This is a genomic window from Caballeronia sp. BCC1704 (genome assembly GCF_902833455.1).
Taxonomy (GTDB): domain Bacteria; phylum Pseudomonadota; class Gammaproteobacteria; order Burkholderiales; family Burkholderiaceae; genus Caballeronia.
This window is the reverse complement of the sequence record NZ_CADFFT010000010.1, coordinates 1-14,006: the sequence shown is the minus strand read 5'-3', so window position 1 is coordinate 14,006 and position 14,006 is coordinate 1. Positions and strand designations below refer to the sequence as shown.

19 protein-coding genes are annotated in these 14,006 nt (G+C 58.4%); 9 read left to right on the top strand and 10 right to left on the bottom strand.

Features of this window, described 5'->3' with window-relative positions:
- Both HWX53_RS27505 and HWX53_RS27360 read right to left on the bottom strand, forming a co-directional pair.
- Window positions 1-181 (bottom strand): hypothetical protein (locus HWX53_RS27505; protein ID WP_208454828.1); only part of this gene is annotated, 181 nt, incomplete at its 3' end.
- A 15-nt stretch (window positions 182-196) separates the two neighbouring features.
- Entirely contained in the window at window positions 197-403 is a 207-nt protein-coding gene (locus HWX53_RS27360; protein WP_208454827.1) for an AlpA family phage regulatory protein, read from the bottom strand.
- Window positions 404-1,285: 882 nt separating this feature from the next.
- On the opposite strand from HWX53_RS27360, the gene HWX53_RS27355 reads away from it, so the two are divergent.
- The 3 genes from HWX53_RS27355 to HWX53_RS27345 all read left to right on the top strand — a co-directional run bounded on the left by HWX53_RS27355 (window position 1,286) and on the right by HWX53_RS27345 (window position 3,043).
- Complete coding sequence (locus HWX53_RS27355; RefSeq protein WP_208454826.1) at window positions 1,286-2,035, top strand: replication initiation protein; 750 nt, start codon at window positions 1,286-1,288, stop codon at window positions 2,033-2,035.
- Window positions 2,036-2,238: 203 nt separating this feature from the next.
- On the top strand, window positions 2,239-2,490 hold the full coding sequence (locus HWX53_RS27350) for a hypothetical protein (protein ID WP_175946726.1): 252 nt from the start codon (window positions 2,239-2,241) through the stop codon (window positions 2,488-2,490).
- A gap of 49 nt (window positions 2,491-2,539) precedes the next feature.
- On the top strand, window positions 2,540-3,043 hold the full coding sequence (locus tag HWX53_RS27345) for a hypothetical protein (RefSeq protein ID WP_175946724.1): 504 nt from the start codon (window positions 2,540-2,542) through the stop codon (window positions 3,041-3,043).
- 852 nt (window positions 3,044-3,895) lie between these two features.
- On the opposite strand, the gene HWX53_RS27340 is transcribed toward HWX53_RS27345, so the two are convergent.
- Window positions 3,896-4,141 carry a hypothetical protein gene (locus HWX53_RS27340; RefSeq protein ID WP_175946722.1) on the bottom strand — a complete coding sequence of 82 codons (246 nt, stop codon included), beginning with the start codon at window positions 4,139-4,141 and terminating at the stop codon, window positions 3,896-3,898.
- Window positions 4,125-5,063, bottom strand: a complete 939-nt coding sequence (locus HWX53_RS27335) for an integrase domain-containing protein (RefSeq protein WP_175946720.1) — start codon at window positions 5,061-5,063, stop codon at window positions 4,125-4,127. The genes HWX53_RS27340 and HWX53_RS27335 overlap by 17 nt, the downstream gene beginning before the upstream one ends.
- 956 nt (window positions 5,064-6,019) lie before the next feature.
- Between HWX53_RS27335 and HWX53_RS27330 the strand changes: the two genes are divergently transcribed.
- Window positions 6,020-7,609, top strand: coding sequence for an ATP-binding protein (locus HWX53_RS27330; protein WP_175946719.1), 1,590 nt, complete (start codon window positions 6,020-6,022; stop codon window positions 7,607-7,609).
- Complete coding sequence (locus HWX53_RS27325; RefSeq protein WP_175946717.1) at window positions 7,593-8,039, top strand: response regulator; 447 nt, start codon at window positions 7,593-7,595, stop codon at window positions 8,037-8,039. Before HWX53_RS27330 ends, HWX53_RS27325 begins: the two co-directional genes overlap by 17 nt.
- A gap of 443 nt (window positions 8,040-8,482) precedes the next feature.
- Here HWX53_RS27325 and HWX53_RS27320 read toward each other — a convergent pair whose 3' ends face one another.
- Complete coding sequence (locus tag HWX53_RS27320; protein WP_175946716.1) at window positions 8,483-8,905, bottom strand: response regulator; 423 nt, start codon at window positions 8,903-8,905, stop codon at window positions 8,483-8,485.
- A 449-nt stretch (window positions 8,906-9,354) separates the two neighbouring features.
- Here HWX53_RS27320 and HWX53_RS27315 point away from each other — a divergent pair, with 449 nt between their 5' ends.
- From HWX53_RS27315 to HWX53_RS27300, 4 genes are all read left to right on the top strand, one after another.
- On the top strand, window positions 9,355-9,654 hold the full coding sequence (locus HWX53_RS27315; RefSeq protein WP_175946714.1) for a hypothetical protein: 300 nt from the start codon (window positions 9,355-9,357) through the stop codon (window positions 9,652-9,654).
- 9 nt (window positions 9,655-9,663) lie between these two features.
- Complete coding sequence (locus HWX53_RS27310) at window positions 9,664-10,617, top strand: tyrosine-type recombinase/integrase (protein ID WP_175946712.1); 954 nt, start codon at window positions 9,664-9,666, stop codon at window positions 10,615-10,617.
- A 122-nt stretch (window positions 10,618-10,739) separates the two neighbouring features.
- Window positions 10,740-11,018 carry a type II toxin-antitoxin system RelE/ParE family toxin gene (locus HWX53_RS27305; RefSeq protein ID WP_175946710.1) on the top strand — a complete coding sequence of 93 codons (279 nt, stop codon included), beginning with the start codon at window positions 10,740-10,742 and terminating at the stop codon, window positions 11,016-11,018.
- Between the two features lie 10 nt (window positions 11,019-11,028).
- Entirely contained in the window at window positions 11,029-11,325 is a 297-nt protein-coding gene (locus HWX53_RS27300) for a HigA family addiction module antitoxin (RefSeq protein WP_175946709.1), read from the top strand.
- A 513-nt stretch (window positions 11,326-11,838) separates the two neighbouring features.
- Here the strand turns inward: HWX53_RS27300 and HWX53_RS27295 are convergent.
- The 5 genes from HWX53_RS27295 to HWX53_RS27275 all read right to left on the bottom strand — a co-directional run.
- Window positions 11,839-12,021, bottom strand: coding sequence for a hypothetical protein (locus HWX53_RS27295; RefSeq protein ID WP_175946708.1), 183 nt, complete (start codon window positions 12,019-12,021; stop codon window positions 11,839-11,841).
- Between the two features lie 9 nt (window positions 12,022-12,030).
- The gene (locus tag HWX53_RS27290; protein ID WP_175946707.1) at window positions 12,031-12,270 is read right to left on the bottom strand and encodes a hypothetical protein; all 240 of its coding nucleotides are present in this window, start codon (window positions 12,268-12,270) and stop codon (window positions 12,031-12,033) included.
- A gap of 30 nt (window positions 12,271-12,300) precedes the next feature.
- On the bottom strand, window positions 12,301-12,948 hold the full coding sequence (locus HWX53_RS27285; protein WP_175946706.1) for a division plane positioning ATPase MipZ: 648 nt from the start codon (window positions 12,946-12,948) through the stop codon (window positions 12,301-12,303).
- A gap of 412 nt (window positions 12,949-13,360) precedes the next feature.
- Window positions 13,361-13,543, bottom strand: a complete 183-nt coding sequence (locus HWX53_RS27280; protein WP_175946705.1) for a hypothetical protein — start codon at window positions 13,541-13,543, stop codon at window positions 13,361-13,363.
- A 257-nt stretch (window positions 13,544-13,800) separates the two neighbouring features.
- Window positions 13,801-14,006: hypothetical protein (locus tag HWX53_RS27275; RefSeq protein ID WP_175946704.1), on the bottom strand; the 206-nt coding region annotated here is incomplete at its 5' end.

Genomic DNA, 14,006 nt, shown 5'->3' with positions numbered 1-14,006 from the left:
CCATCTTTAAAAACTGGTCCCCGATTTGATCCAGAGAAAAGCCTTTCACATATTCACGCTCGACGTAGGCGAAAACCTGTTCGCGCGCGTCCTTCCGCAGAACAGCGACAGATGCGCGCCGCTCGGCGTTTAGTTGTGCTAAGCGCAACTTGAATGCTTCGATAGCTTCGTTTTGTGCCATTGCTTCAGTTTCCCCTTACTGGCCGCGTGCGGCAGCGATGCTCTGGTGCAGCCAGTCGGTGACTTCTTGCTCAATCCAGCCCGCATAGCGCGGCGCGATACGAACGGACGCGGGGAACTCGCCGCGCTTAATCATCTGGTACAGGTAGGGCTTGCTCAGGCCCGTGCGGTCCATAACGGCGGGTAGGCGCAGGATTTTGGTCGGCTGTGGTTGTGTTTGCACGGTCGTTGTCTGATGTGGTTATGTCTGCATCGGACTTTAAAGACTGGTCAGCCATGGATCTATGTGTGGGTTTTGACTTTGCCGTTTGTCTCGCCAAGGCGAGCGCAGCGAGTCACGCCGTAGGCCCCACGCCGCGAGGGGCCCTGTGGTCAGGTAGGGGGCAAGTCCGCAGGGACTTGTACCCGGCTGTCCACGGGGACGCGGGATAACCGAGGAACGCGGCTTACGAATTGCTGTAATGAATCTTCCGTGTCTTATCTTCGCGCTGGATGCGGATTCGCCCGTCCCTACCCCGGTGTGCGGGTTTTTTTTTAGCGGCCACACGGCACACGGATTGCAGAGTAAAGGGTGCTCTTGCTAGAGCACACCAAGATAGTCTTTAGCCCGCCCAGTCCCCGCGAAGGCGGGCTTTCTTTTGTCTAGACAATGGCGGCACTACGTAACTGAGCGTCTATATGCTTTCCGTGTAGCCCGCCGCGTGGAAGTTCGGCCAGCCCGCCATAGAGCGGGCGTTTTCGTTTACAGCGTCTCTTGGTAATGCCGCGTCCCGGCCAGCGAGTACACGAGGCGCGTCAATCTATTCTGCCTTTTTCCGGGTTAGCTGCCCGTAGCGGCGGGTGCTTTCCCTTTTAAATTGTTTTTCCTTGTTTATAGGGGGCTGAAACCCTTGCTGGGTAAGGCTTTGCGGGGCGCTATTCTGCCTTTTTCCGGGTGAACTCTGCCTTTTTCCGGGTTAGTCTGCCTTTTTCCGGGTGCTATCCACAGGCTACGGGCCGCCTATTCTGCCTAATCCCGGGCTAATCTGCCCTATAAAATAGTTGGCAGAATAAGTCTTATCTGCCATGCTATTGGACACGGCAGAATCACACGGGACACGGCAGAATGGAACTAGAAGAAATAAAAGCGCCTACGGGGGAGCGGTGGGTAACGATGGCTAACGCCCTTGCTCGGGCGGGCCACGGCCTCACGCTAGCGGAGAAGCGCCTCGTTATGCTCGCGGTTAGCAAGCTCGACAGCCGCCGCGCCCTCAATCCCGGAGACTTACCCAAGACCAAGATAACGGCGGCGGAGTACGCGGAATCGTTCGGCGTCAAAGCCAACGCCTCATACGAGGCCCTCCAGGGCGCGGCCAAGGACCTCTACAAGCGGTCTATCACGTTCTTTGAACCGGCCCATAAGCGAGGCGGCCAAGCACTCAAGCCGCTGCGGGTAGATATGCGGTGGGTTGGCCGCTGCACGTACCACGAGGGCGAGGCGTGGGTTGAACTGGCGTGGTGGCCCGAGTTACTCCCTGCCCTGTTCGGCCTGAAAAAGAACTTCACCACGTACCAGCTCCAACAGGCTACGGCATTGCGTTCCGCGTACTCTTGGCGGTTGCTGGAGTTACTCACCCGCTTTAAGTCCACGGGTTGGGCGGAATACGACATTGAGGACTTTGCTACCGCGATGGACGCCACGGAGAAGCAACGCGGGGACTTTGCGGCTATCCGCCGTAAGATCATTGACCCCGCTGTGAAAGAGCTAAACGAGAAAGACGGTTGGGCTATCCAGTGGGAACCCGTCAAGGCAGGCCGCAAGGTTAAGGCGCTCCGTTTCACATTCGAACGAGACCCGCAAGGCCGCTTGCTATGACGAACGGTAGCGTAGCCCTCGGGGACGTGGCCGCCAAAGCCACGCACCTTGATAGCCTGTTCCCGCTGTGAGCGGCGGGGCCGGTATCGCCTCGCGCGGCTTGTGGAACGCCTCGGGCCGCTCTTGATGGGCGGCCTTTTTTCGTCCCGGGCTGTAACGTGGCCCCTCCATTGCTCTTTACAGATGGACGAAAAGGGGACGCGATGATTCCGCATGACACGGCAGTAATAGAACTCGCCAAGGCCAACGCCGAGGTAGACAAGTGGGAGCGGCGCGTGGCCGATCAGCGGGAGCGTATCCGCATTTTCGCTTTCTACGAGCGTATCGGCCGTGATCTGGCCGAGCAAATCCTCGTGACGTTTGAATCAGCCTTAGAGCGGTCTCGCGCGCGCCGGGATAGGTTGCTCGGCGTGGAGGTTATCGCTCGTGTTGCAATGCCACAAGGCAAGCCCTAAACCCGGCCTGGTTAGCGCTTGACATAACGCCCTCTCAAAGCCCAAGGTGATGGACGGCATCAGCTACTTCTGGCCCCGTGAATCGCTTCGCTTTGACGGGCTACCCGTCTTGGCTGTGTTCGGGTTCGATACAGACGCACCCCGGAAATTGTTCCCTGGCTCGCCTGTTGGAACGCAGCAGCCCCGCATCTTCGGCATAACGATCGAAGCCACTGAAGCAACCGGGGCGGGGCAGCTCTGCTTATTCGAGCCGCTCTATGTTCACGCCGCGAAATGGTTCGTTGCTGAATGCTGGAGGTGGACGAGGGATGACGTAATGATTCCTGAGGAAATGGCAACCAGGGAGCTTGCCAAGGCAGAGGCGGAGATAGCGAAGTGGGACGCTTGGGTTAGGCAGCAGCGCGACCGCGTTGGCGGTTTTCCGTTTTATAGCCCCATCGATCGTGATTTAGCCGAACAAATCCTGGCGACGTTCGAGGCAGCGCTGGCGGACGCGTATCGACGGCGGAATCGGTTGCTGGATGGTGGCGCATCGCAGCAAAACTGGCCTTGAATGGGCCGGAATCCCGCTAGACATAAAATCCGAAATTCTCCCTACATGCAAATTCTGAGGCTTCTGAGGGCTTCCCAGCGATGCTACGTATCTACTTTGATAATATGATTCGCTGGCTCAGCGCCCCCTCACCTCTACCTCGCTGGCAATTCATTGCCTACGTCCTTGCTTTCACGGCAGCCATTCTTTTTGGTTTAGTTTCCGGTTATGACAGTGCTAGTTAGTGATCAGGCACGATCGTAATGGGGATTTACCTTGTTTTTTCGCGCGGCAGGCTCGCACTCGCCGCGAATCATAGCAATATCTAGTTTTTAACGCAGAGTTCCGCGACGCGTTCTAAATCGCCGATATAAAGCCCCGCGCCGCTTGCGCTGGCGAATGCCTTGCGCCGCCCAATGCCAGCGGCGGCAACTCCCTTCGATGTCGGCAAGCGCCTCGCTCGCTTTTTTAGTTGCGGATTGGCGGCATTGAGCAGCGCGAGTACACGCACATAGCGCACCCTGGCGCGCATAGCGCAACAGGCTCGCCATGTCCGAGGGACGACAACAATCATGCGCTCTGCGGGCAGATCGACTCGATCATACTGCTGCCGCAAAAGGGGAGAAAAGTGTCAGTTATCTGCCACTTTTCTGCCCCTGTCGGCAAGAATCGATTCAATCCCATTTGTTGATGCTACAAAAGGAGCAGATATCTGACACTTATCGGGCACTTCGCAGAGCCCTTGCAGAGCCCTTGCAGGGTCCGTGCAGGGGCCGTAGAGCTTCTTGCAATGGTTCTCGCGTCTGTCGTAATCCATACATGGGCCCGCACAAGGCCCTGTATGGGCCCAAGCCTGTTCAATCGTTCGCACCATTAACCATGGGTTTGCCCAGTAGCTTTAAAGATCAGTCTTTCCGCCACCTCCCGAATCGTCTCACCACGATGCCGGAGGCTTTTAAGCGCTTCGAACGCTTCAGGTGAGAGCTTTACCCGCGGCAGCGTATCGGTCGGATCGGAAAGCCCTTCCAGCCGGGTACCTCCGACCAGTTCAGATTTGACCTTCCACACGCTGCCTTTCGGCAACCGGAGAGCGGTCACGAATTCAAGTTTGCTGCTCATAGGTGGCCCTCAGATAGTTGTTCCACACCCAGCGGCCGCGGCCTTCACCGTGACCGAGATCGCGCGAGCACAGCACGAGCGCTTCTTTGATGGAGTGGCCCTCGCTCAAGTAGTACTCGTAGTTGTCGCGGCAGAAGGCGCGGCGCAAGGAGTGACCGGAGTCTTTGCCCATCAACCCCAATGCCGCGAAGCGGTCGTGGACCTGCTTCTGGGCTGCACGTGCCGTTGGCGCGTCCACTAGATGTTGCCGCTGCCTCACGATCTCCAAAGCAGCGCTGACCGCCTTCAAGGCGCGCGTCCGGTAGGGCATCGGGATCGTCGTGTCCCTCACGCGTCCGCCCTTGGTTCCATGGCGGATCGTGATGAAGCTCTGGCCACGCGAGAGCGCGGCCTCCCATTGCTTTAGGCTCTTGTGACTTTCGATCATTTCTTCGCGTCGTAGGCCCAAGCAGCGCTCGAGCTGGATCCACGCAAGGGTGTCGGCCGGTGCATGCTCCAGAGCGTGGGCGAGCACCTGTGCATCGACTACGCGGCCTGTGCCGATGCGTGTCCCCACAGGCACCCCAAGCTGCGTGTTGGTGAGGGCATCGACCCACTCGCCACGGCCGGCACCGTGCACGGCACGGCGCAGATGACTAACCTCGTTTTGGATCGTTCGCGCGGTGATACCTGCTTCGATGCGCGTGCTCACGTACTGGCATAGCTGCTTCTTCGTGACGGTGGCGGGATCGACATCGCCATAACGCTGCAGCTTGGCGTGCGCGGCAAACGCTCTAAAAGTCGTCAGCATTTTCTTGTGCGTCAACGTCGCGGCCCCCTTATGAAGCGCGGCCATCATGAACTTCGCTTCAACAGAGCGGTGATCGCGCGATGGCGATCGTTTGGGCGGTGACGTTGACGTCGACTTACTCGTGTTTTCCATCGTTGGGCTTGTTCTTCGTTGTTCTGTCTGTGTTGCACCGGAACGCTCCAGCGAGCCGGGTTCTGCGTGTGTTTAGGGAGGTGTGGGCCGCCACCTGGAGGTGGGTTGTTGTGGCCGGGTACTGCTGCCGATGAGGTCGTTTGCCGTTCGCCGGTTGGCCGGTTCGACGCGCTGACGTGCGCTTAACTATCACGTCGTGAGACGGGCGCCTTACGTGGCGCGGGCGAGAGGGGTGCGCGAAAGCGCGTCACTGCTACGCATAGCGAAGCAGTGACGCGCAAAACCACGTGGTTGCCTTCGGCGGATGCTCCCGATGATCGGGCCGTGGAAGGTGGGAAAGTCACCGCGTCGTGCTTGCTGCGTTTGGCTGTCGGCACAGCAAACGGGAAGCGTGGACGCGATGCGCTAACTGGGCTGCTCGTTGGCAGCCGAAAGACGAGGAGGTTCTAGCGAGTAGCTCGGAGAAAACGTGATGCGCGGGCAAGGCCCGAGATGAAATTGTTTGCGCTTGCAAGGGACGGACTAAGAGAGCCCCGCCGAAGCGCCTCGAAAAAATCGCTCAGGGGGCCGTGCAGGGCGGACGAATCCGATGCGCTTGCCGTAAGCGGTTTGCGGGCAAAGTGCCCGGCTTAATGAATCGGATCGAACTTAACGTCGATCGTAGGTCGATGCGTCGAAGACGCCAAAAGCGTGGCTACGGTATCACACGACTCTCAGCTTGACTACCAAACAACACCCGAAAAACTAGGCGAACACGCAACTTTTAGCCGACCCTGTGCAAAAACGCTTGCCGCAGAAGGCACACTTTCTGCGCGCAACACCTCTCATGGATTGACGTTTTTAACCGTTAACGTACTGGGAACGTTCAACATTTAATCGTTCCTTGGATTAGCACAGCATTACACCTCGGAGGGCAGTCGCGCCTACCACAATCTTACAAAAAGGAGCGAACGAGGATGACTGATTACCGATTACGTCCAAGCCTTGAGTCTGTCGAAGACACACGGGACCGGCTGAGGAGGGCGGCCGAGGCCGCAGAGATTGGCACCTTCTATTGTCCTCTACCGCTCGGTAGGCTTTATTGGAATGCTCGATCTAAAAGTCATTTCTGGCTACCTCCGGATACGCCGGACGGAGAGATCGACATCGCAACCTTCTATAGCAAGATACATCCGGACGATCGAGACGCGACGCGAGCTGCCGTTGACGCATCCGTCGCGGGTGGCGAACCCTACGACGTGGAATATCGAACCGTCTCGCCGGAAGGCGAGGTGCGATGGCTTCGGGCGAAAGGAAGCACGTCATTCGATGATTCAGGCCGTGCTGTTCGATTCGATGGAATCACGATCGACATCTCAACACAAAAGCAGCTCGAATCGGAACGTACTGCGTTGATAGAAAGTGAACGCATGCTGCGTGTCGCCGCGCAATCTGCAAATGAAGCGAAGGATACCTTCATCGCCGCTGTCTCACACGAACTCAGAGCTCCCCTTACCGCAATCTTGGCTTGGGTGGATCTCCTTGCACAAACGTCCAACGACGCGGACTTTATTAAAAACGGCATCGCTGTTATTCGCCGAAACGTCTTGACCCAGACGCGGTTGATTGATGACCTACTTGATACCAGTCGCATCCGCCGTGGGAAATTCACTGTCGAGCGAGTCCCTCTGACAGTTTCTAACTGCCTCCACGCTGCCCTGCAAGACATTCGGCCCATTGCGGACAAGAAGGGGATCTTTGTCGCCGACCTCGTCGCTGAGGAGGTCCATATTCTTGGCGACGGGCCGCGGCTTCGCCAAGTGTTCGCAAACCTACTCAACAACGCGCTGAAACATACCCCTCGGGGCGGGAGGATCTTGCCGGCGCTCGTCGTCACAGGAAACACTGTGCGAATCAGCATCGCGGACACTGGCGCCGGCATCGCCGCCGATCGACTCAATGACATCTTTGAGCCGTTTGTTCAGATTGAAAATCCAATCAAGCGAGATCAAGCAGGGCTGGGTCTCGGCCTCGCCATTTCGCGCAGCATCGTCGCAATGCACGGCGGTGACATAACCGCGCAAAGCGACGGGCCGGGACAAGGCACCACTGTTACGGTAATTCTGCCAACGGTCGGTGTCCGGCAGTCCGAGAAATCATCGTCGCAGGGCGACCTCCTTAGCGGAACTACGCTCAAAGGGAAGACTGTGTTGCTTGTCGAAGACGATGCTGACACGCTCGAAGCACTGGCACTAACTTTCCAGCTCGAAAACGCCCAAGTGCATACAGCGGCGTCAGTCCCGGAAGCCCGCCGCGCGATCTTGCACAGCCCGCCTGATGTGATCGTTTCTGACCTAACAATGCCAGGGGAAGACGGGTACGATTTTATAAAGTCGTTGCGACGGGACGGCATTAGCATCCCAGCGATCGCACTTTCCGGCCAAGTTAGAGCTGAAGATCGGAAGGCGGCGATAGACGCCGGCTTCGACGACCATCTAAGCAAACCCATCGATCCGGCGAAATTACTGGAAACGACTGTAGGGTTGCTCAATGAGAAAAACCTATAGCTTCGGAATGTTTCTTGCGAGTAGTCCGTCCGCAAAAGGTTACAAGATGGAAGAGACGGTGACGAGAGTCTTACTTGTAGATGACGATGAATCGACGCGGGCCTCGCTACAAGTCCTTCTTGAAAGCGAACGATGCCAAGTGATATGTGCGGTCAATGGCGCTGACGCCCTCGCTCAACTAGCGGTGACTGAAGTCGACGTAGTCATCACCGACTGGTGCATGCCATTTCTTGACGGCATAGAACTTTGCAAGCAACTGCGAGGGAATCCGACGATTCGGCAAATTCCCTTGCTCCTAGTCTCATCCGATCCTGTCCCGCGCTGCGACGGCTTGTGGGACGCTTTTTTCCGCAAACCCGTTTCTTTTCCAGATATTTTTCGAGCTGTGCGCACACTTGCGGCCACACACGTTGGTGTTCTTGCCGCCTGAGATTGTGAGCGACGGCCGCACTGCCTAACGGGGTTTTCTTCATCACTGCTCTCGCTCCGCGGAAGAAAGACAAACGTTTGCGAAGCAGTTGAACGCCGCCCTAACCAACTCCCGTTAGCGCCCCTGACCTGATCGATTTTTCATCTTCGAGAAGCACTATCTAAAGGCGATGATAGTGATCGGCGCCGCTTGTCAGGGTCAAGTCGGCTCAAAAAAAGAAGCACTTCTGCTGCTGCCACCAAGGCGAGCGCCAATGCGCCAAAAAAGGCGAGCGTCCCTATAGCAACTTCAATGGATTCTTCCATTTTCCCTTGCCGTATCGAGTGCAGAGTCGAGGAAATACCCTTGCCCAGAGACCGATTGCAAGAATTGAGCCGGTCGGATGCATCAATGCCAGCGTCACGCGTCAGTGCATCCCTTATCGTCTGGCAAAATGATGATGGCTACCGCAGCATCCGCATAATGATCGACAGCAGCATTGCCGGACTACCGGCCTTCTGGCAATAGGCGTCAAAACTCGCGGCGAAATTACTGGCGCGAACGGCGGATTCATCCAGCGCGGTAAACGCAATCATGCCGATGTCGTGGGTGGCTAAGCGTTGACGGAGCCGAAAGGCTAGTTCCAAGCCATCCATCTCGGGCATGTTGATGTCTAGGACAGCAATATCTGGAACCCACTTGTCGACCAACTCCAGCGCGGTGCGCCCGCTAAAGACGCAACGCACTTCATATCCGTCAGCGAGAAGAGCAGCCGTCACTGCTTCGGCCCCTGGCTCATAGTCATCCACGAGCAAGATACGCAACACCGGCGCGTGTCGACGCGCAACAATCCGATTTGACCAGTGCGACGCTCGATGCGAGAACATTTCGTCTCCCAGAACTGGTCTTACAAATGCAAAGACCGTTCCTTAAGCAGCCACTAAATAACGTATCGCACTATAGTTGATAATGTCCTTTATCAGATATAGACGAGGGCGTGGACATGCTCGGCGGCCTGCTCGACAGGCCATTGAAGTCGCCGGGACCCCGATGGGCTGGGACGGGTCACCGGCGACGGTTCGGCCCGGGGCCGACTCCTGCTGCTCAAAGGGTCGTTCGGGCGACGTGGTCGTTGAAGCCGGCGCGCAGGCCCGCCGGATGGCCGGGTGTTCGGCATCATGGTCAACGCGGCGGCCGGGCCGAGATGTGTAGCACCGTCGGCGCGGTCGCCGATTCGACAGGCAACGCAGAACGCTGCCGGCCTACGCCGCGGTTATCACGCGCGCTTGCGCAAGAACTAGCATGGTCTTTTTCCAGCCTCTCAGGGAGCATCATCATGACCACCACACCATCGTTGGATCCGCCGGCCGAGGTCATTGCCGCCTTGCAGGCGCTCGACGAGCTCGTGATCGAGGTGGAGTTCAACAGTCAAGATCTCCACAGCATCGAGGCTGCCGTTCGAAAAGTCGAAGCCGCGATCGATGCAACGGTGGCCCGCTATCGGGGGCACCCGCTGCTCGACTCGACCGTCGCCGACCTCAAAGCCGAATGCCGCGCCGGACTGTATGAGCATGCCGACGAGACCCAAGCCGCCCGGACCTCCGGCAGCGGTTCAAACAAGCCGACGCTGCACTAGTCAACGCCGATGAACCCAATCGTCTGTGCGGCGCCGGCCGTCACCTCGCTCGTGGCCTCGGCAGGCGAACGTGCCAGCCTCCGCTTTCTCGAGTTCTTCGCCTCGGCGATCCGCAATCCGCACACGCGGCGCGCGTATGCGCGGGCGGCGGGGGAGTTTCTCGCGTGGTGCGCCAGCGCCGGCGTGACCTCCATCACGGCCGTGCAGCCGTTGCATGTCGCGAGCTGGGTTGAACTGCAGACGCAGACACTCTCGGCGCCGACCGTGAAGCAGCGCCTCGCAGCGATCCGCCACCTGTTCGACTGGCTGGTGACCGGCCAGATCGTGCCGCACAATCCGGCCGCGTCGGTGCGGGGGCCGAGTCACACCGCGAAAAAAGGCAAGACGCCGGTGCTCGATGCCACGGAAGCGCGGCAGCTGCTCGACAGCATCGATGTGAGCACGCCGATCGGATTGCGTGATCGGGCGCTGATCGCGCTGATGGTGTTTTCGTTCGCGCGCGTGGGCGCGGCGCTGGCGATGCGGGTCGAGGATGTCTATGTGCAGCAGCGGCGCCTGTGGGTGCGCCTGCGTGAAAAAGGCGGCAAGGCGCACGTGATGCCCTGTCATCACATGCTGGAAGCGTATCTGCACGACTATCTGGACCAGTCCGGCCTGCGCGGCGAGCCGAAGGGGCCGCTGTTCCGCACGATCGCGCGCGGCACCGGACAACTGAGCACCACGCCGCTGCCGCAGGCCAATGCCTACGCGATGGTGCGGCGCCGGGCACTGGCGGCCGGGATCGGCACAAAGATCGGCAACCACACGTTCCGCGCAACCGGCATCACCGCCTATCTAAAGAACGGCGGCACCCTTGAGAACGCTGCGGCAATGGCGAACCACGCATCGACCCGCACCACCCAGCTCTATGATCGACGCCACGACGACATCAGTCTCGATGAGGTGGAGCGAGTCCGCCTGTAACCTCTATGTAACCCTTGTTTGACTTGCTGTCTTTCTAGTATAGTGTAACTATACGCTATACAGAGTATCGCAGTCCATTGGGGGGATGGATAACATGATCGATGACCAGTATTGGGAGAACCATGATCAAATCATGGCGCCACAAAGGACTCGAGGAGTTCTTTGTCAGTGGAAGTAAGGCAGGTATTCGGCCGGACCACGCATCGAAATTAAGGCGTCAGTTAGCTCGGCTCGATGTGGCTCAATCGCCGCATGACATGAATGTGCCGGGCTGGAAGCTTCACGGATTGGAAGGTTTATTAGCCGGTCATTACGCGATAAGCGTGAATGGGAATTGGCGGATGACTTTCACATTCGAAGGGGCTGACGCTGTCTTGGTTGACTACCAGGACTACCACTAAGGTTCAGTACATGACCCCAATGTTCAACCCGCCTCACCCGGGTGAAACGCTCCGAGAAGATGTTCTCCCAGAGCTTGGTTTGACGGTGACTCAAGCGGCCGAGCAGCTCGGTGTCACACGCGTGGCATTGTCACGCGTGCTGAATGAGCATGCCGGCATCTCCCCAGAAATGGCCCTTCGGATCGAAGGATGGCTCGGCGTCGAGAATGGCGGCCGCGCAGACATTTGGCTGGCCCAGCAGACGGCTTATGACCTTTGGCAAGCACGTTCCAAAGGGACGCCTAAGGTCGAGCGCGCGCACGCATGAACTTGGTTTTGACCATTCTTTAAAGCTGGTCAACCTTGCTTCTATGTGCGGGTTTCCATTGTGAACGGCGGGCCGGTATAGCCTCGCACAAGGCGGTAAGCAGGCAAAGAAAGCCCGCTCTGACGGCGGGCTAGCCGAATTTCCACGCGGCGGGCTACACGATAAGCATATAGACGCTCAGTTGCGTGCTCCCGCCATTGTCTAGGCGAAAGAAAGCCGGCCGAAGCGGGTAGCTAACCGCTCCCTCCCCGCCCGATTCGCGCTGCGCACTCCAATGGGCCGCCCTCGCCCCGTCCGCCCATAGCGCGGCCAGTAAAGGATTTGCTAACCCGAGTGAGTTTGTCAACGTTACTGCTACAAGTAAGTCCCTCGTGTCACCGTTTAGGTTGTTGCTGCGGCGCGGCAGGCTTCCCGTATGTGAGACAGGCCACAATTGTCACCTACCGGTCGATAGGTGGCTGTTCTCACTATCGAACTAACCGCCCTACTCCCCCGCTTGCCAGGGCGGGCGCATCAAGTCGCCCCGTAGTCCTCTAGGTCCTCCAGGGACGCTTCCAGCACGTCCGCCGCATCGGCATGAAGCTGCGCCAAGCCCGCGTCCATTTCAAAGCCCGATGGCATCGTTTTAGTTTGGGCCACCACGCGCAGAACGTGTATCGCCATCCGCAGGGCGTCAGCTAAATCAATTTCGTTCATGACATTTCATTAGCCAATTTCCTGCGCAATCAGGCCGCGCACAAGTTGGGCGATGGTCATGCCGTTTTCGACAGCGCGCATCTTAAGCTGCTTATGCACTTCTGGGTCTAGGTCCAAGTTCAGGCGAACCGGTTTCGGCGGTCGCGTGCCTGCCTGCGATTGCACAAGGGCAGCGCCGGAAACAAATTCCTCTCGCGTGGATGGCTTGTCGCCACGAGTAGCGTTGCTCGGAATTTTAAACTTACTCATTTACTCAACTCCAATGAGTTAATCATTAACTCAGATCGACGGCTCAAGCTCGAAAAATTCTTGCGCCAGTAACTGGATTTCGGCGCGTGCCTGGGAGTTGTCCCGCTCCACCACGCCCTGACCACTCAGCAGCGCATCGCGATAAGCCTTGCGGTCGCGAATGATCGTATCGGCCAACTCAAGCTGGTCGAATTGCGCCATCAGTTCGCGGGCGTCTTCTACTTCGCGGATCACAGGGTTTGATGGGGCCATCGACAGCACCGCCGATGCCTTCAGTTCGGGATTCAGCCCGCGCGCCAGGCCGATTAGCTCATTCACTTTGGGCAGGGTTTCCAGATCGGCCTGGCTGGCGCGTGTGGGCACCAGCAGCAGATTGGCCACCGCCATAGCCGAACGCATTTCGCGCGAATCGCGTCCGCCTGCGTCCACCACGATGACTTGATAGCGACGCGCCAAGTCTCGCAGCGTCGCGGCCACGTCGCCCGTGCGCTGAACGCATGGAACGGATGGGGTTATTCCGGCTTCGTCGCGGCGCTCGATGAAGCGGGCGCACGTCGCTTGGCCGTCCGTATCCAGCAGCACCACGTCCACGCCGTTATGCGCCAGGTGAACGGCCAGATTGCTGGCGATGGTCGATTTGCCCACGCCCCCTTTTTCCGCACCCACCAGAACAATCATTGTCAGCCCCATGAGTTGAGTAACTGAGTTGATTATCTGAGTTGGGTAGATAGGCGTCAATGCGGGTCTAGCGGCTGTATCTAAGCCGCAACAAGCCCGGATAGCCTTCTGACGTGCGGACATAAGGCGGCCTATCAGGGAGACGAAACGGGGCGTGGCGCTTCGTGGACGGCGCGGCGGGCTTGTTTTTGCCCTGGGTCGGACGGTCGTTTATTGTCGGCATCGAAAAAAGGAATTTGGCCCTTGTGGGCAGAAGTGCCACTGTATTTCCGGCCCAGTGGCAGGCGAGTACAGCGAAAGACGCCCCAGCCATACAGGCCTGGGGCGAAGCAGCAGCAGAACAAACCGCCAGGGTTCGCTTTGATTTACCCGTCAAAGCGCCCCGCCCTGGCAAGGGTCCCACGGGAGGAAATCAGTTCGCGGCTTCCAGGCCACGGCGCAGCAAACCGGCCGCTGCTTGCGATAGGGTTACTCGAATTCCAGTCGCTTGTTCGACGCGGCGGCGGTGCGCGTCGATGGCGGCCAGCAGGTCGGCATCAGTGGCGACGGAGATTCGTTCCATCCGTGCCATCATTTCGATTGTGTTGTTTTGCATTCCGATAGTCCCTCTTAGTAGTTCCTTACCCAGCGTGTTTTCTCTCTGCCTGGGCGCTCGGTCGCAGCTCGAACAACAGCAGCGGCGCCCGCGTCGATGTATTTCAAAATCCGCCATACCTGGGCATCCGATAAGCCAGGCCATACCCGTTCAATGCGGGTTTCTAGGTCCTCGCCACCTTCGCCACCCAGCATCACGGAACCGAAAGCGGGTACGCCCCCCGCCGTTGACGATTGCGCCATTGGCGCCCTGGTCGATCATGCCCGCTCCCGCTTCGGCTTCCAGCCAAGTTGCACCAGGACCTTCTGCGCTTCGTCCACGAACGGCGCCGGGGATCGATACGCCTTCGCCATCTTTAAAAACTGGTCCCCGATTTGATCCAGAGAAAAGCCTTTCACATATTCACGCTCGACGTAGGCGAAAACCTGTTCGCGCGCGTCCTTCCGCAGAACAGCGACAGATG